The sequence below is a fragment of the Pseudoalteromonas sp. S1609 genome (genome assembly GCF_005887255.1).
GTDB lineage: Bacteria > Pseudomonadota > Gammaproteobacteria > Enterobacterales > Alteromonadaceae > Pseudoalteromonas.
The window spans coordinates 1-24,924 of sequence record NZ_PNDJ01000066.1 but is presented as its reverse complement, the minus strand read 5'-3'; the positions used below and the strand labels follow the sequence as shown (position 1 = coordinate 24,924).

Here is a 24,924-nt window from a genome sequence, read left to right as displayed (position 1 = left end):
CTTATAACTCTTCTAAATAAGTGTAGCCATCAAGGCCGCTTTGCAACTCGTCTAAAACGCTTTGCTGTTCATCTGGTGCAATTTTTGCGCTGACTAACTGCGCGTATGACTGCTGAAAACCTTCAACATCTAAATGTACATAACGCATCATGTCAGCCACAGTATCACCATGATTAATCTCTGTAATACTAGCAACACCTTGCTCATCCATATTGACAATAGCACTGTGCGTATCACCAAATAAGTTATGCATATCGCCTAAAATCTCTTGATAGGCACCTACTAAGAAAAAACCCATTAAATAAGGTTTATCTGCTGTAAACTCTGGTACTGGTAACGTACTTTCAATGCCTTGACCATCTACATAATGCTCTAATGCGCCATCTGAATCACAGGTGATATCTAGTAACACAGCCCGTTTTTGTGGAGCTTGCGTTAAACCACTTAAAGGCAATACCGGAAACACTTGGTCAATACCCCACGCGTCAGGCAATGACTGAAACAATGAGAAATTGACAAAAAACTTGTCCGCTAAACGCGCATTCAGATCATCAATAATCGGACGATGGAAACGATTTTTGTTATCCATTAATTTATTAAGCTCATAACACACACGCAAATTAATTTGCTCGGCCCATGCGCGTTGGGTTAAATCTAATAATCCCATTGCAAACTGACTATGCGCTTCAGCTAAATCACCTTGGCTGTCGTGAAAAATCTCAATTAATGCACGGTCATCAGTAAGTACATGCAATTGTTGCCATGAAATCCACATATTTTTAAGTAATTGCGGCGCATCATCTGCTGGCGCTTCTATTTCTTCTGGTGCATATGTTTCGGTGCCAATTACATTGGAAATAAGCACTGCATGGTGCGCCGTTAATGCTCTTCCCGACTCTGAAATAATGGTAGGGAAAGGCTGTTCATACTGCTTACAAATATCACCTATGGTGTACACAATATTATTTGCGTATTCGGCTAAACTGTAGTTCATTGAGTTGTGTGATTGACTGCGTGTACCGTCGTAATCAACCGCTAAACCGCCCCCTACATCAAGGCACTCTATGTGTGCACCCAACTTACGTAATTCACAATAAAAACGCGCAGCTTCACTTACACCTAAGCGTACATCACGAATATTGGCCATTTGCGACCCTAAGTGAAAATGCACAAGCTGTACTAAATCAAGCTGATCTGTTTCTTTTAAACGGTTTACTACATACAGCACTTGTGAAGCAGACAACCCAAACTTCGATTTTTCACCGCCACTTGCTTGCCATTTACCTTTGCCCTGCGATGCTAAACGCACACGAATACCAATGCGCGGTTTTACATTAAGTTCTTTGGCTTGGCTAAGTACCATGTCCAGCTCAGACAGTTTCTCAAGTACGATATACACTTTATGGCCCAGCTTTTCGCCAATCAGCGCTAAGCGCACATATTCTTTATCTTTGTAGCCATTACACACAATCACCGCACTGGTTTTTTCAGCCAATGCTAATACGGTTAATAACTCTGGCTTGCTACCGGCCTCTAAACCTAGCTGTTTTTTTTCTACTTGCGCTTGGCTGGCAACAATTTCTTCAACAACTTCACGCTGTTGATTTACTTTAATTGGATAAACTAATAAATAGTCTTTTGGATAGCCATAGCTTTCTATTGCGGTATTAAATGCGCCACATAGGCTATGCACACGATGGTGTAATATTTGTGGAAAACGAACAAGTGCTGGCAAGCTTAAACCTTTGTCTTCAAGTTGCTTAGCAATGTCTGTTAGTGCAATGGTTTGCTGTGGGGCATCAGCCTTGGGCGCAACATACACATCACCTTGATCATTAATACCAAAAAAACCTTGGCTCCAATGACGAACGTTGTAGCTCGTACGAGCTTGTTCTAGTGATGTTGTCTCTTTCATTTATCTTTCTCTTTTATTTATGAATGCCAAACCGGCTAGTTGCCGCGCATTAAAAGAAAAATAGTGATTCATGTCCAACAAGTATTTCTACTCGTAACGAGTTAGGATTGAAATTGATAAATAAAAGCTTCAAACAAAGCAGTATTAGCTGAGCGCAAGCTCCATAAATAAGCTATTCGGGTTTTCTGTGTATTCACCAAAAGGAGCACATTGCACAAACCCTAAATTCTCATAAAGATGGATTGATTGTATTTGCTTTGGTCCTGTTTCTAGTTTTATGATTGGGATTTCTTCTTCGCCTGCATAGTGCAATAGAATTTGCATAATACGCCGTGATAAGCCTTTTCCGCGATAGCTAGGTTTTACGTAAAGCCGTCTAATTTCGCCATACCAGCTACCATCAAATTGCTTTACTATCGCGCCACAGGCAACTATTCCGTCTTGATTTTTTAACCCTACAGCGTAAACGCCCGGTAGGCCAAGCTCATTAACTGTAAGCGCTTGTGAAGTTGCTACAGGATATAATGAGCTAATAAGTCGATCTATGTCAGCAAATACGTTGATCACATCCTGATCACAAGGGTCTAAGTCGACTAACTGCATGGTTTATCTCAAGGTTATGCTTAAATATATTTAAACTATACCGTATCGATAGGAATGAACAACCTACTTAGGCTAAGTTATTTTTAGTGGGTTAGTTTATTGCTAGGATAATAAATAGCTCAATAACAAGGTGAGAATATGATGTACCCAGAAAAAGAGCGCTTATTAGCGCTCTTTATCAATTATTAAAGCCCTTGTTCGTCTGCCATTTTCTTAACTATTTGTGGTGCTGTCCACAACGAAGGTAGTAACACAAACGAAACTGGCACCGCAGTGACCACAATAAACGACTGCAAGGCTGAAATTCCGCCCTCGCCTATAGAAATAAGCAACGCCGCCATCACCCCCATCATAATCCCCCAAAACACTCGAATAGAGGTTTGTGGGTGATCGGTACCCGTCATTACCATAGATACCGAATACGTCATTGAATCACCTGTTGTTGCCACAAAAATAGTGGTCAGTACTAAAAATAACACCGACACAACAAATCCCATAGGTAACTGCTCAGTAATTGCTAACAATGCCGCTGGCAAATTAAGCCCAGCAAAAGGCTCTGATATAACGCCAGGATTATTTAATTCAAAAAAGATGCCTGAGCCGCCAACAATAGTAAACCAAAAACACGTGATCACAGGGGCAACCACAGAAATAAGTAAAATCATTTCACGAATAGTACGTCCACGGGATATACGTGCAACGAACATAGCCATTAATGGGCCATAACCTAAAAACCAGCCCCAAAAGAATACAGTCCACCAGTCTAGCCACGGTTTATCGGCACGAAATGTAGCCATAGGAATAAAGTTATCTAAATACAAACCAAAGGAATGAATGTAACTGTCGATAATAAACGCAGTTGGCCCCATTAGTAATATAAACAACATCAGCAACACTGCCAGTACAACATTAAAACGGCTTAGTAGCTGAATACCTTTGGTAACCCCACTTACCGCTGAAAGTGTGTAAATTCCAATTAAGCTAAATAAAATAACCACCTGCGTGGTGTAGGTATCAGGAATGGCAAACAATTTTTCTAGACCAAAACTCACTTGTAAACCTAAAAAACCAATAGGACCAACAGTGCCAGCAACCACAGCGAGTACACAACATGCATCAACAATAGTACCAAGCGCACCTTTCATTGCGCGATCGCCAAATACCGGGTAAAGCAAAGTGCGCGGTTTAAGCGGTAATCCTTTTTCGTAATGGAGATGCATATAAACAATACCGGTCAAACTACCTAAAATAGCCCAGGCTAAAAACCCCCAGTGCATAAAGCTTTGTGCAAGAGCGTTGTAGGCGGCATCCTTTGTGCCAGTTTCACCACCAAATAACGGGGGCGGAGAAATAAAGTGTGCCATTGGCTCTGCTGCGGCCCAAAATACACCGCCACCTGCAAGCAAAGTACACATAATTATACTTATCCATTTGAAGGTAGATATTTCAGGGTTTTTTAAACCGCCGAGCACCACTGAACCGGTGCGGCCTACGGCTAAAAATATGCCAATCACAAAGGTTAATAACAGCAGAACTTGCCAAAAGGCGCCAAATATTTTGGTGGAGAAGGCAAAGGCAGAGTTTATCCAATCCGACATCAGTTTTATGTCGTACAGTGCCAGCGCGGCAAATAAAACTAATATACCGCCACTGATTAAAAAAACGGGTATATCAACCCCTTCCAGAAACTTTACTCGGGGAGAGTGAATTTCACCCGACTTTAAAGCTGCTTTCGTGGTATTCATTTATCGCTCCTAATGGTTTTTTACAGTTACCGACATAGCGACATACCATGACATAACCCTAAACCATAGTTACAACGAACAAAAAAGCAACTCAAAAGCAAGTTTTAAGTACCTGTCGTGTTTACGCTTAGATAATGTCACAACAAGTAGACTTATTGCCAATTCCTGACTAGTTTAACGCGTTAAAAACGCTAAACCAATGCCACAGCAATGATTTGTGCAACTGTTACAAAATAGTAAAAAACTCATTACACTTAGCTAGCAAACAAACAAAAAGTATACATTTCTGTTTGAGCTAAAACGCAGTAAGTTAGCAAACGTTACTGCCCAATTAGAGGTTAAACAAAGCGACTTATTGATTGGGGTAACTAAACTTGTCGCCTCAGTTAGTAACAAGCACGATGTTATTGGTGCTCTTTATGCCATTTTAAGTAATTGCTGTGTGTTAATGGTTTTGCAAATAAGAACCCTTGCACTGCGTTTACACCCATCGACTTTAATACATGTAGTTGCTCAGCACTTTCGACCCCTTCGGCTACAATATTAATATCTAAACTATGACCTAAACCAATAATAGACTGAACTATGCTTTGCCCCGATGCGTTATCCAACACTTTATCAATAAAGCTTTTATCTATTTTTAGTTCGTCTATCGGTAAAACACTCAAGTGCTTTAAACACGAGTAGCCGGTACCAAAGTCATCAATTGAAAATACAAATCCCTGCGACTTTAGCTCTTTCATTTGCTTTACCGTACTCATTAAATCACCCGCTAACATGGACTCAGTGATCTCTAATTTAATTTGTGAGGGTAATACATCATACGTCTCAATCGCTTTAAACAATTCTCCTTTTAAAGTAGAAGAATTAAACTGACACTGGCTAATGTTAATAGACACATTAAACTGGTTTTTCAGTACGTTATGATCTCGAAGTGTTTCCAGTAAAATACAAATATCGCGCAATACAATGTTTTGTAACTTTTGAATTAAGCCAAATTGCTCGGCAATCGGAATAAACGAATTAGGAGAGATTAGTCCTTTGGTTGGGTGATTCCATCGTATGAGTGCTTCTGCACCAATAATACTGCCATCAATTGATAATTGAGGCTGAAAGTAAGCACAAAATTCATCACATGCAATCGCTCTGACTATATCTGTTTCAAGCTCAGTTTGATTTTCCAGTAAGGTTTGCAGTGCTGGATCGTAAAAGCTACTACTATTACCGCCTTTCATTTTAGAGCGATACATGGCGGTATCTGCAAATTTTAAAATATTTTCGCTAATAGCATTTGCGTTATTAATTAAACATATACCTATACTGCAGCTAACTTGAAACGCCAAATCCCCTATCTCAAACTTGTCATAAAAAACGCTTTGTACCACTTTAGCCATTAATTCTGATTCAAGACTCGCTTGCTTATGGCTATCTCCTACATTCTCAATGAGTATAATAAATTCATCACCGCCAACACGGGCAAGGGTATCTGTTGGGTTTAAAACACGCGTTAGTCGCTGTGATAGCTCAACCAGTATTTCATCACCGGCATTGTGCCCTAATGAGTCGTTTATACGTTTAAAATTATCTAAATCTAAAAATAAGAGTGCGCCCGTGTGATCAGACTGCTTAATTTGTTCAACATACATACTGAGTTTATCATTGAGCATTCTGCGGTTCGGGAGGTTTGTAAGCGGGTCAAAAAATGCTAACCGTTGCACCTCTTCTTCTGCCGCTTTACGAGTAGAGATATCTCTGGCCATCCATACTACATGTCGCTGAGAGGGATTATTAGGTTGGTAACTTTCAAGCGGGGCTGTTCGTCCTTCAAATGTAAGTTGCTTACCTTTTATATTTAGCTGATACTCAAACACTTGAACTTCATTAGTTTGAAGCGTTTTGGCAATTACCGCCATAATAGGATTAGCATCCTCGGGAGGCATAATATCTCTGACATTTCGATTAATCACATACTCTTGGCTTAAATATAAACTTTCATTAGCAGTGCCGTAAACGTTGGTATACTCCCCTTCTTCACTCAAAATGAGGGTTAGATCGGGAAGTACTTTTGCGAAGGCTTTAAACTTTTCATTACTTTGCTGTAATTCTGCAAGTAACACTTTTGATTTTAGTGACTCTGTGTGCTTTTCTAAAGCAATACTGGTGAAATCAACAAAAAAGTCTATTAATTCTAAGTCTTGTGGTGTTGGTGACTTGGCACTGTCATGATAAATTGCAAAGGTGCCTAATATATCTGATTGGGTTGAAATAATAGGGGTTGACCAGCACGACCTTAAATCAAAATTCAATGCCAACGCTTTATAATTTTCCCATAAGGGTGATGTTGCAATATCTGAGGCAATAATTCGCTTTTTTTCATACACTGCAGTACCGCATGAGCCAACACTGGGGCCGATATGTACGCCATTAATTGCCTCACAGTAACCCTTTGCAATATTAGGCGCCGCACTATGAAATAGCTGTTCACCTTTGAGTGTTAATATAGAGCACTTCGCAGAGGAGTCTTCAATAAGCTCCTCAATAGATAAACAAATATTTTCAAGTACTTCATCAAGTGGCGCACCCAAGGCTATTTTAGATAGTATATTTTGTTGCTGAGAAAGCAGCTTTCTGACTCTCATTATTTCAATCAAATTATATTCCTCAACAGTCACTTACGCTAAATGCGCCGCTATATTCTATATAATAATTTATTATAGTCTTTTGACTATACATAATATTGAAATTAGCATCTATGGTAATTTTGTCTATTGCCGAGCATTTTATTTCATTAAGCACTTTCGAAGAATTCAAAGCAATTGCCCAAGCTAGCAATTTATTATCATTCTATTTGAAATGCCCTTTATTAAATACTTTGTTACTTAAAAGTACTGTTTAAAATCATCAAGCTATTTATAATAGCCAAAAGATAAATAATCGATGAGGTTAGTGTGCAAATAACGCAAGGTATGGAATATTTTTTTTCCGGGTTTAAGTTAATTAGTCAAAAAGGACTAAAACGCTTTGTACTAATCCCCCTACTTATTAATATTTTATTATTTGGTAGCTCCTTATTCTTTTTATTTGGCTGGCTGAGTGATGGCTTTAATGCTGTAAATACCATGCTCCCAGAATGGTTAAGTTGGCTCGAATGGTTAATGTGGCCAATTGCTGTACTGGTGGTGCTGTTTAGTTACAGTATGTTATTTACCGTTATTACTAACTTTATAGCCGCCCCTTTCAATGGCTTACTAAGTGAAAAGGTTGAGCTATACTTAACTGGTCAAAAAATTAACGATGACGGATTAGCTGATTTAGTAAAAGATGTGCCGCGAATGCTGGGCCGAGAATGGACTAAGCTTTGCTACTACCTCCCACGCGCAATCGGCTTTTTTATTCTATTGTGGGTGTTACCGGTAATAGGCCAAGTGCTCTGGGTGCTTTTCACCTGCTGGATGTATGCGGTGCAATATAAAGATTATGCTTTTGATAACCACAAAATCAGCTTTACCCAAATGAAAAATGATCTAAAAAGCAAACAAGGCTTATCTTACGGGTTTGGTTTTGCAGTGATGCTGCTAACCGCTATCCCATTTATAAATTTAATTGTGATGCCTGTGGCAGTATGCGGCGCTACGCGGCTATGGGTTGAGCATTACCGTCCACAATATCGTAGTTAAAATAAAATGGGCCAGCCGGCCCATTTTTTTATACTCGCCAATAGATTAACTATATAAGCTTTGTGGTACTTTAATTACGTTTAAGTGCACCGTTATTTCTTCACGATCATGGTACAAATGCTTAGCTTGTAATTCGTAGCTAATACTAAACTTCGCCATTTCTTCTCTAATCATTTTTAGACATTCATACACACTATCAAAGCGTTTTTTCATCGGTAATTTTAGATTGAAAATAAGCTCTTTTGCATAGGCATTTACTGCCCAGTCAATCATCAAGTTAGTTACTTTCGTTGGCTTTTCTACCATATCGCAAACTAACCAAGTTATGTTTCTTTTTTCTGGACGGTATTTAAAACCATCCTCCCTAAAATGTTTTACTTGTCCTGTTTCCATTAAACTTTCATTCATTGGGCCATTATCTATCGCGCTAACAAACATACCACGGCGAACCAACTGATAAGTCCAACCACCTGGGCAAGCACCTAAATCAACGCTGCGCATCCCAGCTTGTACTCTTGACTCACGCTGCTGCTCAGGAATAAATACATTAAATGCTTCATCTAACTTAAGGGTTGAACGGCTTGGGCCATCGTTTGGCATACGTAAACGCAGAATCCCCATAAAGAAAGGTGAGTTGTTATAGCTATAAGAGTGACCCACATACGCAGTATTATTAGCTAAAAACAGCACATGCATTACTGGACGATTGGCTTTTGGTTCACGCAATACGGTGTTTTGTTTCTCGAGCGCTTTTTTAAGCGGAGTTGATATTTTTTTACAAAAAGTCAGTAACTCTTTGCCCTCGTTGGTATCGGGTGTTTCTACTCGTAGTTCAGAGCATAAAGTAAAGTCTTTTGCGGCATCTACAATAGCGCCCACTCTATCCTCTAATGGCATATTTTCTATCAGGTTACCGGCAAACCATTGGCGTGCAAATACCATATTTTTAAAATCAACTTTTTTGATTATTTCGTCGCTGTGCTGCGCTTCAAAACATTCATAAATAACATAACCGGTATTTGGTTTTGCTTTTACATACCCTGCAAACCCTTGCTCGGCGGCGTGAAACGTTATTTCAGCAGCGGCATCGCTTTCAAAACCACTACGACAGTAAATCACAACACTAGACATATTAACCCTTAAACTCTTTAAAACTTAAATCGTGCAACTTGCACTAAAATAACTATCCAACCAATAATAAAACACAGTCCACCTAGAGGTGTAATTGGGCCCAGCCACTTTAAGCCGGTTAAAGCCAGTAAATATAAGCTGCCACTAAATAACAGTGTACCCGCTATAAAAAAACCACCTGCCATGCTTAAGTTAATGCCCCACTTTATTAAGATTGCCACTGCAATCAGTGCCAGCCCATGTACCATTTGATACTCGGCGGCGGTTTTAAAAATACCAATAGCGTAATCTGATAAGCGACTTTTTAAACCATGGGCAGCAAATGCGCCCAGTATCACTGAAAGCATACAAAAAAAGCTGCCTGCGAGTAAAAATAGTTTAATCATGTTTTTCCTCTTTTACATTCTCAATGGTGCTTTTGATAAAGTTAGCCGCCTGCATTGCTGCAACATTAAGGTTTTGTTGCTCGGTTATACCACTTTTTTTACGTGGTTTTAGTGAGTGGTCACCATCAGTTAACCATATATACTGCGGCTGTTTTGGCATTGCCATTGTGGCAAGCTCTTCACGGGTGCCAAAGGTGTCTCGTTCACCTTGTAGTACTAAAAAAGGACACGGTATATCTGCAAAGTGCTCTGTGCGAAGCTTTTCTGGCTTTCCCGGTGGATGAAACGGGTAACCAAACGCAAGTACGCCTAAAACAGTATGCGAGGTTGAGCAAGCAAGCATAGACGCCATGCGCCCGCCCATTGATTTACCCCCTATAAATAGCGGTAAATTTGCATCAGCTTGAGTAAGTATATGCTCAAAATATGTAAGTAATTTTGGTGCTCGCTCTGGTGGGCGACGTTTATTGGTTTGTTTAGCAATTTGCATGTATTCAAAATCAAACAGCCCAACGTCAATACCATACTCACTGAGCTGTTTGGCCATGGTTTGCATAAACTCAGAATCACTGCCAGCCCCTGCACCATGCGCAAATATAAACTGTGCGATTGCAGGTTGCTGACTGCTTTTAACCCATTCAATGCTCATTAATATTCTTGCTCCTGCTCAACTAGGCTTAACATCCAATCTTTAAATGACACAATTTTACCTAATTCATTTTGCGACTCACGGATCACCAAATAATAGGCGTTTTTACTTTCTAAACTGTGATTAAACGGGATCACTAATCGACCTGCATCAATATCTGGTTTTGCTAAAACACTATTACCTATTGCAACACCTTGGCCATGTACCGCAGCTTGCAGCACCATAGATGAATGACTAAAAATAGGCCCTTGGTTAACTTGTACGTTGCGAACACCCGCGGTTTTCATCCACGTTTTCCAGTTTTTACGAGTGGTGTCATGCAACAAGGTATGGTTTGCTAAATCACTTGGTTGATTAAGCGCTCTAGGGCCACTTAACAATAATGGGCTACACAGTGGCACTAAGTATTCAGTGTGCAATTTATAAGCTTGTACGCCACTCCAATGACCGCGACCATAATAAATTGAAATATCAACATCGTCTGTTAACGAGTTTTCGTCCTGATCTTGGGCTTTAATTCGCACATCAATTTCAGGGTGTAACTCGTTAAATAAGCTCAATCGAGGAATAAGCCATTGAATCGCAAAGCTCGGGGTTAAACTCACTGTTAGCGAGCCTTTTGCACCACGGGCTAGTAGCTTTTCGGTTGCGTCAATTAGCTGAGTAAAAATCTCTTTAATATCTAAAAAGTAGCCTTGACCTTCTTCGGTTAGAAGTAACGAGCGATTTTTACGCAAAAACAACTTTAACCCTAAGTGCTCTTCGAGGGTTTTAATTTGATGACTTACCGCAGCCTGCGTCACATACAACTCTTCTGCGGCTTTAGTAAAGCTTAAATGACGGGCTGCAGCTTCAAAAGCTTTTAGCGCGTTTAATGGAGGAACTCGTCTTGACATGGCAACCAAGCTTAGAATTAGTTTTTCTTATGCGGTGAATTATATACCTATGCTGGGAAAGAGTATATTCAAGCCACAAAAAAAGCGACCTAAGTCGCTTTTTAATGAGTTAATCACTTTTTTATAAATCGCTAGCACTGGTATCAAGCGGAGCAAAGCTTTTGATTAAATCATCAACCGCTTTCATTTGCGATAAGTACCCTTCTAATTTACTCAGTGCTAATGCACAAGGGCCATCACATTTTGCTTCATTTGGATTTGGGTGTGCTTCAATAAATAAGCCTGCAATACCCAGTGCCATGCCACTACGAGCCAGCTCTGCTGCTTGAGCACGACGACCATCGGCTGAATCAGCTCGACCGCCAGGACGTTGTAGCGCATGAGTAGCGTCAAATATAACGGGCGCCATGGTTTTCATGTCATCCATGCCCAGCATATCAACCACTAGGTTGTTATAACCAAAGCTTGAACCACGTTCACACAAGGCAACATTATTATTGCCCGCTTCATTAAATTTAGTAATGATATGACGCATTTCATGTGGGGCTAAAAACTGTGGCTTTTTCACATTAATAATCGCGCCTGTTTTTGCCATTGCAACCACTAAGTCTGTTTGACGAGCCAAAAATGCCGGTAGCTGAATAACATCAACAACCTCTGCAACCGGCGCTGCTTGATGAGGTTCATGCACATCGGTGATCAGCGGAATATTAAAGGTATTTTTAATCTCTTCAAATATCTTTAAGCCTTCTTCCATGCCCGGACCACGGTAAGAATTGATTGACGAGCGATTGGCTTTATCAAATGACGCCTTAAATACATAAGGAATATTTAATTTAGTGGTCACTTCAACATAATGCTCGGCAATACGCATCGCTAAATCACGTGATTCCAGTACGTTCATGCCACCAAATAAAACGAAAGGTTTATCATTTGCCAGTTCTATTTGATTAATATTTATAACTTGGTTGTTCATTTTAATTCCTTATGGTGCAACTGCTTGCATCATTAATCCACAAATATACGCCATATATGTACCTACACCATAGCCTAGTACCGCTAATAAAACGCCTACCGGTGCCAGTGATGGATGAAACGCAGCGGCGACAACAGGGGCCGAGGCCGCGCCACCAACATTGGCCTGTGAGCCAACAGCCATGTAAAATAATGGCGCTTTAATTAGTTTAGCAACAATCAGCATTAAGCTGGCATGAGTTAGCATCCAAATAGCTCCAAGCACAAAATACATCGGTGAATCAAAAATCGCCATCACATTCATATGCAGGCCAATTGATGCTACTAAAATATATAAAAATGCTGACGCCACTTTAGACGAGCCAAAGGCTTCGATATGACGCACTCTAGTGAACGATAAACTAATGCCTATGGTGGTCGATATAACAATAAGCCAAAAGAACTTACTATTTAAGCTGTATTCTTTTGCCCATGCATAGTTATTGGCAAAGAAGGGTCCTAAAATATCAGCACAAAAATGTGCTAAACCAGTAATACCAAAGGCAATAGCAATAATCATCATGTAATCATTCAGCGTTGGCATACGGGCATGCTCTGCATGGTATTTTTCAACACGCTGTTTTAAATCTTCAATCGCAGTGGTATCGGCCCCCGCTTTGGCATCAATCGCTTTATGGTTAGCCGCCATTAATAATAATACCGCCATCCATAAATTAGCCACAATTACATCAACAGTGACCATAGCAGAAAAAATATCACCGCCAACTTCAAACATTTCTTTCATAGACGCTTGGTTTGCGCCGCCGCCAATCCAGCTGCCAGCAATAGTTGTCATACCGCGCCAAACCGCATCTGGGCCATGTCCGCCCACTGCTTCAGGGTAGACTGCACTCATGATTAAAATAGCTAATGGGCCACCAATCACAATACCAGCGGTTCCTGTTAAGAACATAATTAATGCTTTAGGACCTAGGTTAATAATCGCTCTTAAATCAATGCTAATGGTTAATAAAATTAAACACGCAGGTAATAAATACCGCGAGGCAACGTAATACACACTCGATTGCGAGCCATCAACAATACCAAAGGTATTTAGCAACGATGGTAAAAAATAACACAGCAATAATGCAGGCACATATTTGTAAAATGCGACCAGCCCTGGGCGCTGACTTGACGAGGTTTTAAAAATAAAGCCTAAAATAATCGCTAGTAAGCCAAGTACAACAGCATCATTGGTGATCAAGGCAGTTTGGGGATCAGCCATAACGTTTCCTATTTTTATTTTTAATGGTGGGTTTTATGATTATCTTCAAGTTCTTCGATTTGATGTTGGATGACTTCAATAGCAGGGTCGTCGGGACACTCATCAACAAAAAATTGTAAATCGTCTCGTGCCATTTTAGGGCAACCTAGCTGATTTAGTAAATAGCCTCTGTCGCGTCGCTCATAGGGATCATCCCCTAGCATTTCCATTAACAAATCAACGCAAGTTAACGCATGACCAAATTTGTTCTCACTAATAAAAGACCATTTTTGTTGCGCTAAAAATAATTTATATACTTCGTCTTCAAAAATAAGCTCAAGAGGCTCTTGCTCTTGTGCATTATCTTCGTTGGTATTTTCAGGAATGATATACCAGCTTTGTTGACCACTACTTGGCTCAACAATGTACCCTTCATCATCGCTCATTGCGACGTGAATGCCCACTTCGCCTTGAGTTATGCTTACACTAGCATCAAGTTTTGCATGCTGTAAAAAATGGCATAACAAAATAGCTAAGGTCGTGGGTGTACCACTGCGCATAGATAAAGTGTAGCTAATACTGTTTAGCTTGTACTCAGGTACTTTAAGGCTTGACGCACTAAATAACCACTGACTGTAAAAGCAATCAAGTAGTTGTTCTAAACGATCATGTGCATCGCGTGTTTGCGAACAAATAGTCTCTATTTGTTGCTCAAACGCAGTCAATATTTCAAGACTTGGTGTTAAGTCTATTTGAGGGTCCCATTTAGCTTCTGCTTTAATACAACGATATATTGCCGGTGGCAAAAAATCATCGTAGGCATCTTCTATATAAGATTCATCGTGTTCATCAAACCCGAGGGTGGTCATTCATACTACAACATTCTAGAAAACGAACACGTAGTTTACCTAATTTTAAGGTTAGATACCAATAATCAGAAATGAAATAAAGAGGCAAGCTTTACACCTGTAGTGTAAAGCTTAAGCAAGTATTGTTAATTACAACAATAGCGGGGCTTTGGCGGTTGCTAAAAAGCCAATAGCTAAGATAACCGCAGTGTTAAACACTAAAAACATAACTTTAGGTAATGTTGTGGTTTGCTTCGCACCAATAATCCCAACGGCGATATAAACAACCACCAATACAATTTTTTCTAATAGCCAAAGTTGCTCTAACGGGTTTATTTTAGCCATGGCCATTAAAGTAATAGCCGAGATAATTAGTAAGGTATCTATACTGTGGCTACCAATGAAAACCACTTTATTTTTAGCAAGGCTGCCACTGCCCATGCGCGAAAAAGAACGTATGTAAAATAAAATAATACTCACTAGCGCAATCGCCATGTGCGTATGTTTTAATGCTAAATAATCCATGTGTATTGTTACTTCTGTTTAGTTATGTGTTTTATCAGGAAAGCGTAAAATTACCGCTTCAAGTTCTTCAAGTTTATCATTGAATACATCAACAAGTTTAGGATCAAAATGCGTACCTTTGTTTGCATTGATCTCAGCAACGGCTTCTTCAAGTGTCCACGCACCTTTATAACAACGTTTATGACGCAGTGCATCATACACATCGGCCAATGCCACTATGCGAGCAAAAATATCGATACTCTCGCCTTTTAAGCCGCAAGGGTAACCAGACCCATCCCATTTTTCGTGATGTTGCTGTGCAATTAAGGCCCCTGCACTGACTATTTTACGCGGTGAATCTTTTAAAATGGCGTAGCCTTTGCCTGCATGGGTTTTCATAACTTCCCACTCATCACTGTTTAATTTACCGGGTTTATTTAAAATAGCATCCGGAATACCTATTTTACCCACATCATGTAAAGGCGATGCAAAGCGAATTAAATTCGCTTGCTCTTCAGATAATCCATACGCTAATGCCAGTTCATAACAAATATAAGCAACCCGTTTTACATGATTACCCGTTTCACATGAACGCTGTTCAACTGCTTCGCTTAAACGATAAACAAGTTCTTGTTGGGTAGCTTCAACTTCAGTATGTAATTGTACATTTTCAAATGCCAACTGCACATTTTGAGAAAAAATTTCAATTAGATTTCGTTGCGTATCTGTCAGTTTCGATGGCACACCGGATACAAATAACATCGAATTATGATTAAATTTACTACTACAATAGGCAAACAAATAGTCATCTTTGTACACAATTGCTTTGTTGGCTAAGGCTTCTTGACACGCTAAGAGTTGATCTGCTGCTAATACTGATTCAAGCTCTTCCCCTTCGCGCTTAGCAAAATCACCGGTGCCAGAGCAAACAATCAGTTTCTTGTTTAATTCCTCTGACGGATTTTGCGCAACTAAGGTAGTGGCGTACATGGCTTCGTCGGCCACGTTAAGTAAAGACGTTAGCTGCTGCATCACTCCTTCAATAAAATTATCCATTGAATGAGTTGCAAAAATATTGCGAGAAGCAGTGATTATTTTTTCTAGGCCTTCACGTGACTGCTCAATAGAAATAATATCGCGATACGAACGAAGGCTAGCCATCATAACGGTGAATAGTTTTTGTGCGGTGAGTTCTGTTTTAGATTTGTAGTCATTTATGTCGTAATTGACAATGACTTGACGCTCCGGCGCTTGACCTGGTTGCCCTGTACGTAAAATGATACGAATGTAATTATTTTTAACGGTATCGCGTATGTACTTCGCGACTTGCAAACCAGCGTCGTCTGTTTCCATTACAACATCGAGTAGGATGATGGCTGCATCTGGGTGCTCATCAATTAACTTTTTTGCCTCTGCGCCTGAATATGCGCTTATAAATTCCAACCGTTTATCTTGGAACTTAAAGTCACTTAAAGCTAAACGTGTAACAGCATGAACCTCAGGCTCATCATCAACTATTAAAACTTTCCATGTCCCTTGCTCTTCACATGCTACTTCAGGTGGTTGTTCATTTGAAAATAAAAAATCTTCCATCACATAGAATTCCTTAAACCATATGCAAACAAACAACGGAGCTATTAAAAATAATTTAAGGCCATTGTCCGAACGTTACGCGGTCATTATTACCAAGATCTTTCACTGTGCTTACATTTATAAACGCCATTTTATTTAAAATGTGACGTACAGCTGCACTTTGCTCAAATCCGTGTTCAATTAAAAGATAGCCATTAGAATGTAAATAGTCACGTGATTGTGTAATTATTTGTTTAATATCAGCTAATCCTGCATCATCCGCAACTAATGCAGACAAAGGTTCAAAGCGAACATCGCCTTGATGCAAGTGTACATCGTCATGTTCTATATAGGGTGGATTGGTTACAATTAGATCAAATTTCTTGCTTTTTAACGCACTAAACCAGTTACTCTGCTCAACAGTCACATTATTAATAGCTAATCGCTGTTGGTTGCGCTTTGCCAACGCTACCGCATCATCAATACGATCAACAGCAATAATATCCCATGAGGGCATTTCGCTTCCAAGCGCCAATGCTATTGCCCCTGTGCCAGTGCCTAAATCAAGTACTTTCGCGTTTTTAGGCACTTCGCACTCAAGCGCAAGTTCAACTAAGGTTTCTGTATCAGGTCGAGGGATAAGTGTTGTTGGGTTCACTTCAAGCTGCAAACTCCAAAATTCACGACAGCCGGTAATATGCGAAACAGGTTCGCCTTGTAAGCGACGTTCACAGGCACGTTGAAATGCCTGATACTGCTCATCTGTGAGCTGTTTTTCAGGCCAAGTAAATAAATAACTTCGTGGCTTTTGTAAAATATTGAGCAGTAAAACTTGTGCATCTAACTTTGCGCTATCACTACTTGATGCTAATAAATTAGCACCTGTAGCAATAGCGTTTTCAACAGAAGGGGTCACGATTAATCGTCGCCCATTGCTGCAAGTAAATCTGCTTGATGCTCTTGCATTAGTGGCTCAACAACGGCGCCTAAATCACCTGCTACCACTTCATTAAGACGATAAAGCGTTAAGTTAATACGGTGATCGGTAATACGACCTTGTGGATAGTTGTATGTACGAATACGCTCAGAACGATCGCCGCTGCCAACTAAGTTACGACGTTCTGATGCTTCAGCAGCATGACGCTTTTCATCTTCAGCTTGCTGAAGGCGCGCAGCCAATACCGACATCGCTTTAGCACGGTTTTTATGCTGAGAGCGCTCATCTTGACACTCAACCACTACACCCGTAGGTAAATGGGTAATACGAATGGCAGAGTCGGTTTTATTTACGTGCTGACCACCCGCTCCCGACGCTCTAAAAGTATCGACTTTAATATCGGCAGTATTGATTTCGATGGCTTCTGCTTCTGGTACTTCAGCCATAACAGCTACAGTACATGCTGAGGTGTGTACACGGCCTTGAGACTCAGTTTCAGGAACACGTTGTACACGGTGAACGCCTGATTCAAATTTTAATTGCCCGTAAACACCTTCACCGCTGATGTTAGCAATTACTTCTTTGTAACCACCGTGCTCACCTTCGTTGGTGGTAACAACCTCTACTTTCCATTTTTTTGTTTCTGCGTAACGGCTGTACATTCTGAATAAGTCGCCAGCAAAAATAGCAGCTTCATCGCCCCCTGTTCCTGCACGAACCTCTAAAAATACATTGTTGTTGTCTCTCGGATCTTTAGGCAGCATCAGAACTTGAATGTCATCTTCTAAAGTCGAAATCTGTGCTTTTGCTTCTTTGTATTCTTCTTGTGCCATTTCACGCATTTCAGGATCTGAATCTTTAAGCATTTCTTCAGCACTGCTCAAATCCTCTTGTGCTTGCTGGTACGCTAAAAATGTTTTTACCACTTCTTCAAGCTCAGAGTATTCTTTTGAAAGAGTACGAAAGCGGTTTTGATCACTAATGACCGATGGGTCACTTAGTAGCGCTTGTACTTCTTCATAGCGCTCAACTAAGGTTTCTAATTTACGATAAACGGACTCTTTCATTTAACTGTTATTCCTGATCTATACCTAACATTTTTTTCAATTGATTTAACTGAGCCACTTCACCTTTTTTCGCTGCATCTTGGATGGCACGGGTAGGCGCGTGCATTAAGCGATTGGTTAATTTATTGGCTAGCTCTAAAATTACTTTTTCTGCACTTTTACCTGTATTTAGCTGGCTTAGGGCCCTATCTACAAGTTCTGCTTTTGTAGTTTGTACATCATTACGGTAGTGGCGAATTAAATCCACTGAATCAAGTGAACGCAGCCACATAAAAAACTCTTTGGTGCGTTCACTAATAATAATTTGTGCTTGTTCTGCCGCTTGCTCACGTGCAGCCATGTTTTCGCTAACAATGGCTTGTAAGTCATCAACAGAATATAAATAAGCGTCGTCAAGCTCTCCGACTTGGCTTTCAATATCGCGTGGTACAGCAATATCTATAAATAGCATAGGCTTATAACGACGTTGTTTCAGTGCTTGTTCCACCACCCCTTTACCAATAATAGGCAAAGTGCTGGCGGTGGAGCTAATAACAATATCGGCTTGGTGTAATCGTTCTGGTAATTGTGCCAAGGCAATAACATCTGCTGATACTTCATCAGCTAAGCCGCGAGCGCGTTCTATTGTTCTATTAGCTACCGTTATTTTTTGTGGCTCATTTTGGTATAAATGTTTTGCTACCAGCTCAATGGTTTCACCAGCACCAATTAATAGCACCTTGGTTTTGTCTAATTTGCCATAAATATGCTTTGCAAGATTAACCGCAGCAAACGCAACCGAGACTGCACTCGCACCAATGTTAGTTTCGGTGCGTACTTCTTTTGCCACTGAAAAGGTTTTTTGAAACAAACGATCAAAAGTTACACCCACCGCATCGTGGGTTTTAGCACTGTTATACGCTTGCTTTATTTGCCCTAAAATCTGTGGTTCACCTAATACCAGCGAATCAAGCCCGCAGGCTACACGCATTAAATGGTTTATTGCTGCGCTGTCTTCATAACAGTAGATGTTTTTACTCAGTTCATGTTCATCTAAACCATGGAAACTGGCTAACCATTGCAACAATGTTTGGGAATTTTGTTGCGCAAGGCTACAATACACTTCAGTGCGATTACAGGTAGATACAATAACCGCTTCATTAAAGTCGGCATGACCACTTAATTGCTGTAGCGCCTCTGAAATTTGCTCAGGCGAAAAGGCCACTTTTTCTCGTAAATCTACGGATGCGGTTTTGTGATTAATACCAAGTGCTATTATGGTCATATCTGCCAAATATTGCTGAGCCCTACTTCATAGGCGGCAATTTTATCAAAAATCTCAGGAATATGGAAAGTAAGGAACAACATTTGACTCGACAATATTTTATTTTAACCCTGTTAATTATTTTTTTAACAGGCTGTGCCAATAAAAACAACTACAATACAAAAACTTACGAAGACTGGAAGTTGCGTCTTAGTACACAAAAAACTTGGCAGGTGGAAGGTAAATTAGCGTTTATTAGCCCTGATGAGCGCCAATCTGCTAACTTAAATTGGCAACAAACACAAAATAGTAATCATTTAGTGTTAACCACATTTATTGGCACCCGAATTTTATCGCTCAAACAAACCGCAGTGGGGGCTGAATTAATATTTGATGATCAACAGTTTTTTGATACTAATGCGAGTAAACTTTTACAACGCTTAACGGGGTTTACTTTACCGGTAAATAACGCTGGTCAGTGGTTAAAAGCTACTATTGACGATCAAACCTTAGAAGTCGATCAATTAGGCCGTGCTAAAAGCGTGTTATGGTTTGATGACGCTGGCAAAAAATGGCAAATAAACTACACCAGTTACATACAAAAACACGGTTTTTGGTTACCTAACGCGCTAACCTTAACCCATCAAAAGATTAAAATTAAAATCAAACTCTACGATTGGCAGTTTAACTAATTATGAATACTCCCTTTGAACTTTCGCTGATTGCGCCGGCGAAGCTAAATTTATTTTTACATATTAATGGTCGCCGTGATGATAGCTATCATGAATTAGAAACCCTGTTTACATTTTTAAACTATGGCGACGAGCTCCATTTTACGCTTACTAATGATAAAAATATTAGTATTAGCGGTGACGCTCATGGCATTGCACTAACTGACAACTTAATTTATAAAGCAGCTTTATTATTGCAAACTCAGTGTAAAGTGAATTTAGGTGCAAAAATAAATTTAACTAAACGTTTGCCTATGGGCGGAGGTGTTGGTGGTGGTTCATCCGATGCCGCAACAACACTTTTAGCGCTGAATACACTGTGGAATACCGCTCTTACACTAGATGAACTTGCAGATTTAGGCTTGAAGCTCGGTGCAGACGTACCTGTATTCATTAAAGGTAAAAGCGCCATAGCACATGGCATTGGCGAGCAATTAGAGTATGTTAAATTGCCACAAAAATGGTACTGCGTTGTTTTTCCAAACCAGCATGTCAGTACTGCACAAATATTTACTCACCCCGATTTAAAACGTGACACGCCTAAACTTTCAGGTGACTGGCAACAACAGGTTTTAACTAACGATTGTGAGCCTTTAGTGAAAAAGCTGTGTCCCGAGGTTGAAAAAACCCTGCAGTGGTTGCTAAAATACGCCCCATCAAAGATGACCGGAACAGGTTCATGTTGTTTTGTTGAATTTGCTAGTCAAGTTCAAGCACAAGATGTACTTGCTAACCTCCCCCATACTTGGCAGGGGTTTATCGCATCAAGCGTTAATACTTCCCCTGCTCACACGGAGTTAGCCGCCATCATTGATAAATGAAGTAACGTACAAGTAATCATAAGTTAACCTACTTTGTTCATTCAATGTAAGTTAGTCCAAAAATTCAGTGCCTGAGGAACCCTACCGTGCCTGACATGAAGCTCTTCGCTGGTAACGCAACACCTGACCTAGCTCAAAAAGTTGCAAAACGTTTATATATTGAATTAGGCGATGCTGTTGTTGGCCGTTTTAGTGACGGTGAGATCAGTGTTCAAATTAATGAAAATGTTCGTGGCTCGGATGTTTTTATCTTACAATCAACCTGTGCCCCTACTAACGATAACCTGATGGAACTTATCGTTATGGTTGATGCGCTACGCCGTGCATCTGCCGGTCGTATCACTGCTGTTATTCCTTATTTTGGTTATGCTCGTCAAGATCGTCGTGTACGTTCTGCGCGTGTGCCAATTACAGCTAAAGTGGTTGCGGATTTCTTATCAAGTGTAGGTGTTGACCGCGTTCTTACGGTTGATTTACATGCTGAGCAAATCCAAGGCTTCTTCGATGTACCAGTAGATAACGTATTTGGCAGCCCGGTATTATTAGAAGATATGAAAAACCGCGACTTTGATGACGTGGTTGTTGTATCTCCTGATATCGGTGGTGTTGTACGTGCCCGTGCAATTGCAAAACTATTGAACGATACCGACCTAGCTATTATTGATAAACGTCGCCCTCAAGCTAACGTTTCTCAAGTAATGCATATTATTGGTGACGTTGAAGGTCGTGATTGTATTATTGTTGATGACATGATTGATACCGGTGGTACATTGTGTAAAGCAGCTGAAGCTCTTAAAGAGCATGGTGCTAAACGTGTATTTGCTTACGCTACTCACCCTATTCTTTCTGGTACAGCTGCAGAAAACTTACGTAACTCTGTGATTGATGAAGTGATTGTAACTGACTCAATTCCACTGTCTGACGAACTAAAAGCGCTTGATATTGTTAAAGTATTAACACTTGCAGATATGTTAGCAGAGACTATTCGTCGCATTAGCAACGAAGAATCTATCTCGGCAATGTTTGAACATTAAAGTTAAACATTAATGAGTATAAAAGCGCCTTTTGGCGCTTTTTTTGTAGGTGATGTTTATTTTATAAACCCGCAGTGGTATGATAGCGCGCCTTTTGGCTAGGGACCTTGGTCGCAAAGGCCCTAACACTTTTAATTATTGGAGACATCATGTCTAACACAACTTATACTTATGACGCTGAACTTCGCGTAGAAACTGGTACTGGTGCGAGCCGCCGCCTACGTCGCGAAGACAAAGTGCCGGCAATCCTTTATGGAGCTGATAAAGAAGCTTTATCGCTTACTTTTGAACATAAAGATATGATCAAAGCACAAGAAGACGAAGGCTTTTACACTCACATCCTTACATTAAATGTAGGTGGCGAGAAAGTTGAAGCTATCTTAAAAGATATCCAACGTCACCCTTTCAAGCCTAAGCTTACTCACCTTGATTTCCAACGTGTAGACGCAACTCACAAACTAGTAACTAAAGTTCCTTTACACTTCATCGGTGAAGATAAAGTAACTAAGTTAGGTGCAACTGTTGTTCACCAGTTAACTGAAGTTGAGATTTCTTGTCTTCCTAAGTCACTTCCAGAATTCATCGAAGTAGACGTATCTGATCTTGTAGCTGGTGATTCAATCCACCTTACAGATCTTGCGTTCCCTAAAGGTGTTCAATCTGTTGAGCTTGGTAAAGGCGAAGGCCACGATCAGTCTATCGTTACTATCAAAGCTAACAAAGCAGCTCCAACTGAAGACGACGCTTCAGACGCTGCAGAATAATATTTAAGGTCTCGCACCTTGAATTCTATTCAAATGCTTGTGGGCCTGGCTAATCCAGGCCCCGAATACGCAAATACACGCCACAACGCAGGTGCTTGGTTCATTCAAGAACTCGCTGCACGCTACAACTGCACGCTAAAACACGACCCTAAATATCACGGCCTTACTGGCAAAGTGATTATTCAAGGCAAAGAATTCAAATTACTGATCCCCACCACTTACATGAACTTAAGTGGCAAAGCGGTGAGTAGTTTAGCCAATTTTTTTAAAATCCCAGTGGAAGACATACTTGTCGCCCATGATGAATTGGATTTAGACCCAGGCGTTGCCAAATTAAAAAAAGGCGGCGGACATGGCGGTCATAATGGCTTAAAAGACATTATTGCAAAAATGGCAAATCAAAAAGACTTTATGCGCTTACGCATAGGTGTTGGTCATCCAGGACATCGTGAAATGGTCACCGGTTGGGTGCTTGGAAAAGCAGCCAAGGAAGATCAGGAAAAAATGGATGCCGCAGTTGATGAAGCAGTTCGTTGTATGGAAATACTTGCTAAAGACGGTGTGTTAAAAGCACAAAACAGACTACATTCGTTTAAACCCTAATTTTTAGGGGTATACGTACACACGCTTTAAACGAATCTAAACAAGGTATCTTACTATGGGTTTTAAATGTGGCATCGTTGGCTTGCCTAATGTTGGTAAATCAACACTTTTCAATGCATTGACTAAAGCGGGTATTGAAGCCGCTAACTTTCCTTTTTGTACCATTGAACCTAATACAGGTGTGGTACCGGTGCCAGATCCTCGCCTAGACGAACTTGCTAAAATTGTTAACCCACAACGTATTCTTACAACAAGTATGGAATTTGTGGATATTGCAGGTTTAGTTAAAGGTGCATCGAAAGGTGAAGGCCTAGGCAATCAGTTTTTAGCAAATATTCGTGAAACAGATGCGATTGGCCATGTAGTTCGCTGTTTTGAAGATGAAAACGTTATTCACGTAGCCGGTACTATTGACCCTGCGGATGACATTGACGTGATCAACACTGAGCTTGTGCTTGCTGATATGGACAGTGCTGATAAAGCAATTTTCCGTAATGCAAAAAAAGCAAAAGGCGGTGATAAAGACGCAAAAGAGCAAAATGCAGTACTTGAAAAAGTAAAAGTGCATCTTGATGAAGGCTTAACTTTACGTTCTTTAGCACTAACAAAAGAAGAAAAAGCAGTAATTGCGCCTATTAACTTCTTAACCATCAAACCAACTATGTATATCGCCAATGTAGCAGAAGATGGATTTGAAAATAACCCACTACTTGATCGTGTACGTGAAATAGCTGCCGCTGAAGATGCGGTTGTTGTGCCTGTGTGTGCTGCTATTGAGTCTGAGCTTTCTGAGCTTGAAGATGAAGACAAGTTAGAGTTTATGGCTGACCTTGGTCTTGAAGAGCCAGGACTTAACCTTGTTATTCGTGGCGGTTATGAATTACTGCACTTACAAACCTACTTTACTGCGGGTGTAAAAGAAGTTCGTGCATGGACTATCCCTGTGGGTGCAACAGCGCCACAAGCTGCAGGTAAAATCCATACCGACTTTGAACGTGGCTTTATCCGTGCACAAACAATTGCTTTTGATGACTTTATTGCATGTAAAGGCGAAAGCGGTGCAAAAGAAGCAGGTAAAATGCGTCAAGAAGGTAAAGAATACATTGTTAAAGATGGCGATGTAATGAACTTCTTGTTCAACGTATAATTAAACACTGCACCACCTTGAGTGGCTAATTGTTTTGAAAGGCTCGTTTTTACGGGCCTTTTTTATTTTCAGCCGAATAAAAACAATAATTAGTCTACTCTTCCCGTAAGCTCAGAATTGTAAAACAAAGCTATAATTACAATGCCCCGCTCATAAAGAGTGTTAAAAAAGCAACGTTTTAATTAAAAAGTAGCCGGTTAGCCTATTTTTCCTGCAAACAAACCAACTTAAGTGTTTTTTTGCAAAAAAGGTGTTGACGAATTTGGGGCATATCAGCATAATACGCCCCGCACTCAGCGATGAAGTGCTAACAAAAAAGATGGCTAAGTAGCTCAGCTGGTTAGAGCACATCACTCATAATGATGGGGTCACAGGTTCAAATCCCGTCTTAGCCACCATTTGTTTTTTGTTGCTCAATGAAGAGTTTAAAATA

At 40.3% G+C, this 24,924-nt stretch carries 23 protein-coding genes and 1 tRNA gene; 8 read left to right on the top strand and 16 right to left on the bottom strand.

The window, feature by feature from the left end:
* Nucleotide 1: 1 nt before the first annotated feature.
* The 4 genes from speA to CWB76_RS16030 form a co-directional block, all read right to left on the bottom strand.
* Entirely contained in the window at nucleotides 2–1,915 is a 1,914-nt protein-coding gene (gene speA / locus CWB76_RS16045; RefSeq protein WP_138608942.1) for a biosynthetic arginine decarboxylase, read from the bottom strand.
* A 144-nt stretch (nucleotides 1,916–2,059) separates the two neighbouring features.
* On the bottom strand, nucleotides 2,060–2,518 hold the full coding sequence (locus CWB76_RS16040; protein ID WP_008467955.1) for a GNAT family N-acetyltransferase: 459 nt from the start codon (nucleotides 2,516–2,518) through the stop codon (nucleotides 2,060–2,062).
* A gap of 185 nt (nucleotides 2,519–2,703) precedes the next feature.
* Complete coding sequence (locus CWB76_RS16035; protein WP_138608941.1) at nucleotides 2,704–4,263, bottom strand: BCCT family transporter; 1,560 nt, start codon at nucleotides 4,261–4,263, stop codon at nucleotides 2,704–2,706.
* Between the two features lie 404 nt (nucleotides 4,264–4,667).
* Nucleotides 4,668–6,914 (bottom strand): putative bifunctional diguanylate cyclase/phosphodiesterase, encoded by a 2,247-nt coding sequence (locus tag CWB76_RS16030; RefSeq protein WP_138608939.1) that lies wholly within the window; start codon nucleotides 6,912–6,914, stop codon nucleotides 4,668–4,670.
* Between the two features lie 315 nt (nucleotides 6,915–7,229).
* Here CWB76_RS16030 and cysZ point away from each other — a divergent pair, with 315 nt between their 5' ends.
* Nucleotides 7,230–7,940: a sulfate transporter CysZ gene (gene cysZ, locus CWB76_RS16025; RefSeq protein ID WP_502704767.1), complete on the top strand. Its 711-nt coding sequence runs from the start codon at nucleotides 7,230–7,232 to the stop codon at nucleotides 7,938–7,940.
* 45 nt (nucleotides 7,941–7,985) lie between these two features.
* Here the strand turns inward: cysZ and rlmM are convergent, their stop codons facing one another.
* From rlmM to hemA, 12 genes are all read right to left on the bottom strand, one after another.
* Nucleotides 7,986–9,071, bottom strand: a complete 1,086-nt coding sequence (rlmM, locus tag CWB76_RS16020) for a 23S rRNA (cytidine(2498)-2'-O)-methyltransferase RlmM (RefSeq protein WP_138608934.1) — start codon at nucleotides 9,069–9,071, stop codon at nucleotides 7,986–7,988.
* 17 nt (nucleotides 9,072–9,088) lie between these two features.
* Complete coding sequence (locus CWB76_RS16015) at nucleotides 9,089–9,457, bottom strand: DUF423 domain-containing protein (protein WP_010388367.1); 369 nt, start codon at nucleotides 9,455–9,457, stop codon at nucleotides 9,089–9,091.
* Nucleotides 9,450–10,106, bottom strand: a complete 657-nt coding sequence (locus tag CWB76_RS16010) for an alpha/beta family hydrolase (RefSeq protein ID WP_138608932.1) — start codon at nucleotides 10,104–10,106, stop codon at nucleotides 9,450–9,452. The genes CWB76_RS16015 and CWB76_RS16010 overlap by 8 nt, the downstream gene beginning before the upstream one ends.
* The gene (locus CWB76_RS16005) at nucleotides 10,106–11,002 is read right to left on the bottom strand and encodes a transcriptional regulator GcvA (RefSeq protein WP_008115185.1); all 897 of its coding nucleotides are present in this window, start codon (nucleotides 11,000–11,002) and stop codon (nucleotides 10,106–10,108) included. Before CWB76_RS16005 ends, CWB76_RS16010 begins: the two co-directional genes overlap by 1 nt.
* A 121-nt stretch (nucleotides 11,003–11,123) precedes the next feature.
* Nucleotides 11,124–11,978 carry a 3-deoxy-8-phosphooctulonate synthase gene (gene kdsA, locus CWB76_RS16000; RefSeq protein WP_054202475.1) on the bottom strand — a complete coding sequence of 285 codons (855 nt, stop codon included), beginning with the start codon at nucleotides 11,976–11,978 and terminating at the stop codon, nucleotides 11,124–11,126.
* 9 nt (nucleotides 11,979–11,987) lie between these two features.
* A complete protein-coding gene (locus CWB76_RS15995; protein WP_138608930.1) occupies nucleotides 11,988–13,241 on the bottom strand; it encodes a DUF819 family protein in 1,254 nt (417 codons plus the stop codon).
* A gap of 20 nt (nucleotides 13,242–13,261) precedes the next feature.
* Nucleotides 13,262–14,089 carry a tetratricopeptide repeat protein gene (locus tag CWB76_RS15990; RefSeq protein WP_010388352.1) on the bottom strand — a complete coding sequence of 276 codons (828 nt, stop codon included), beginning with the start codon at nucleotides 14,087–14,089 and terminating at the stop codon, nucleotides 13,262–13,264.
* Between the two features lie 129 nt (nucleotides 14,090–14,218).
* A complete protein-coding gene (locus tag CWB76_RS15985) occupies nucleotides 14,219–14,593 on the bottom strand; it encodes a SirB2 family protein (RefSeq protein ID WP_138608928.1) in 375 nt (124 codons plus the stop codon).
* A gap of 18 nt (nucleotides 14,594–14,611) precedes the next feature.
* On the bottom strand, nucleotides 14,612–16,165 hold the full coding sequence (locus CWB76_RS15980) for a DUF3369 domain-containing protein (protein ID WP_138608957.1): 1,554 nt from the start codon (nucleotides 16,163–16,165) through the stop codon (nucleotides 14,612–14,614).
* 55 nt (nucleotides 16,166–16,220) lie between these two features.
* The gene (gene prmC, locus CWB76_RS15975) at nucleotides 16,221–17,060 is read right to left on the bottom strand and encodes a peptide chain release factor N(5)-glutamine methyltransferase (protein WP_138608926.1); all 840 of its coding nucleotides are present in this window, start codon (nucleotides 17,058–17,060) and stop codon (nucleotides 16,221–16,223) included.
* Nucleotides 17,061–17,062: 2 nt separating this feature from the next.
* Complete coding sequence (gene prfA / locus CWB76_RS15970; protein ID WP_010388346.1) at nucleotides 17,063–18,148, bottom strand: peptide chain release factor 1; 1,086 nt, start codon at nucleotides 18,146–18,148, stop codon at nucleotides 17,063–17,065.
* Between the two features lie 7 nt (nucleotides 18,149–18,155).
* Complete coding sequence (gene hemA, locus CWB76_RS15965; protein ID WP_010388345.1) at nucleotides 18,156–19,412, bottom strand: glutamyl-tRNA reductase; 1,257 nt, start codon at nucleotides 19,410–19,412, stop codon at nucleotides 18,156–18,158.
* Between the two features lie 83 nt (nucleotides 19,413–19,495).
* On the opposite strand from hemA, the gene lolB reads away from it, so the two are divergent.
* The 7 genes from lolB (at nucleotide 19,496) to CWB76_RS15930 (ending at nucleotide 24,889) form a co-directional block, all read left to right on the top strand.
* Nucleotides 19,496–20,083 (top strand): lipoprotein insertase outer membrane protein LolB, encoded by a 588-nt coding sequence (gene lolB, locus CWB76_RS15960; RefSeq protein WP_138608924.1) that lies wholly within the window; start codon nucleotides 19,496–19,498, stop codon nucleotides 20,081–20,083.
* Nucleotides 20,084–20,085: 2 nt separating this feature from the next.
* Nucleotides 20,086–20,943 (top strand): 4-(cytidine 5'-diphospho)-2-C-methyl-D-erythritol kinase, encoded by an 858-nt coding sequence (gene ispE, locus CWB76_RS15955; protein ID WP_138608923.1) that lies wholly within the window; start codon nucleotides 20,086–20,088, stop codon nucleotides 20,941–20,943.
* Nucleotides 20,944–21,029: 86 nt separating this feature from the next.
* Nucleotides 21,030–21,977: a ribose-phosphate pyrophosphokinase gene (locus CWB76_RS15950; RefSeq protein WP_008115168.1), complete on the top strand. Its 948-nt coding sequence runs from the start codon at nucleotides 21,030–21,032 to the stop codon at nucleotides 21,975–21,977.
* A gap of 149 nt (nucleotides 21,978–22,126) precedes the next feature.
* Nucleotides 22,127–22,741, top strand: coding sequence for a 50S ribosomal protein L25/general stress protein Ctc (locus CWB76_RS15945; RefSeq protein ID WP_010388341.1), 615 nt, complete (start codon nucleotides 22,127–22,129; stop codon nucleotides 22,739–22,741).
* A gap of 18 nt (nucleotides 22,742–22,759) precedes the next feature.
* Complete coding sequence (pth, locus tag CWB76_RS15940; RefSeq protein WP_008115166.1) at nucleotides 22,760–23,344, top strand: aminoacyl-tRNA hydrolase; 585 nt, start codon at nucleotides 22,760–22,762, stop codon at nucleotides 23,342–23,344.
* Nucleotides 23,345–23,399: 55 nt separating this feature from the next.
* On the top strand, nucleotides 23,400–24,491 hold the full coding sequence (gene ychF, locus CWB76_RS15935; RefSeq protein WP_138608920.1) for a redox-regulated ATPase YchF: 1,092 nt from the start codon (nucleotides 23,400–23,402) through the stop codon (nucleotides 24,489–24,491).
* Nucleotides 24,492–24,812: 321 nt separating this feature from the next.
* Nucleotides 24,813–24,889 (top strand) — tRNA-Met (locus tag CWB76_RS15930).
* Nucleotides 24,890–24,924 lie beyond the last annotated feature (35 nt).

Coding starts and splice junctions, on each gene's coding strand:
- speA (WP_138608942.1), bottom strand. CDS start 1,915: ATGAAAGAGACAACATCACTAGAACAAGCTCGTACGAGCTACAACGTT.
- CWB76_RS16040 (WP_008467955.1), bottom strand. CDS start 2,518: ATGCAGTTAGTCGACTTAGACCCTTGTGATCAGGATGTGATCAACGTA.
- CWB76_RS16035 (WP_138608941.1), bottom strand. CDS start 4,263: ATGAATACCACGAAAGCAGCTTTAAAGTCGGGTGAAATTCACTCTCCC.
- cysZ (WP_502704767.1), top strand. CDS start 7,230: ATGGAATATTTTTTTTCCGGGTTTAAGTTAATTAGTCAAAAAGGACTA.
- rlmM (WP_138608934.1), bottom strand. CDS start 9,071: ATGTCTAGTGTTGTGATTTACTGTCGTAGTGGTTTTGAAAGCGATGCC.
- CWB76_RS16015 (WP_010388367.1), bottom strand. CDS start 9,457: ATGATTAAACTATTTTTACTCGCAGGCAGCTTTTTTTGTATGCTTTCA.
- CWB76_RS16010 (WP_138608932.1), bottom strand. CDS start 10,106: ATGAGCATTGAATGGGTTAAAAGCAGTCAGCAACCTGCAATCGCACAG.
- CWB76_RS16005 (WP_008115185.1), bottom strand. CDS start 11,002: ATGTCAAGACGAGTTCCTCCATTAAACGCGCTAAAAGCTTTTGAAGCT.
- kdsA (WP_054202475.1), bottom strand. CDS start 11,978: ATGAACAACCAAGTTATAAATATTAATCAAATAGAACTGGCAAATGAT.
- CWB76_RS15995 (WP_138608930.1), bottom strand. CDS start 13,241: ATGGCTGATCCCCAAACTGCCTTGATCACCAATGATGCTGTTGTACTT.
- CWB76_RS15990 (WP_010388352.1), bottom strand. CDS start 14,089: ATGACCACCCTCGGGTTTGATGAACACGATGAATCTTATATAGAAGAT.
- CWB76_RS15985 (WP_138608928.1), bottom strand. CDS start 14,593: ATGGATTATTTAGCATTAAAACATACGCACATGGCGATTGCGCTAGTG.
- CWB76_RS15980 (WP_138608957.1), bottom strand. CDS start 16,165: ATGGAAGATTTTTTATTTTCAAATGAACAACCACCTGAAGTAGCATGT.
- prfA (WP_010388346.1), bottom strand. CDS start 18,148: ATGAAAGAGTCCGTTTATCGTAAATTAGAAACCTTAGTTGAGCGCTAT.
- hemA (WP_010388345.1), bottom strand. CDS start 19,412: ATGACCATAATAGCACTTGGTATTAATCACAAAACCGCATCCGTAGAT.
- ispE (WP_138608923.1), top strand. CDS start 20,086: ATGAATACTCCCTTTGAACTTTCGCTGATTGCGCCGGCGAAGCTAAAT.
- CWB76_RS15945 (WP_010388341.1), top strand. CDS start 22,127: ATGTCTAACACAACTTATACTTATGACGCTGAACTTCGCGTAGAAACT.
- ychF (WP_138608920.1), top strand. CDS start 23,400: ATGGGTTTTAAATGTGGCATCGTTGGCTTGCCTAATGTTGGTAAATCA.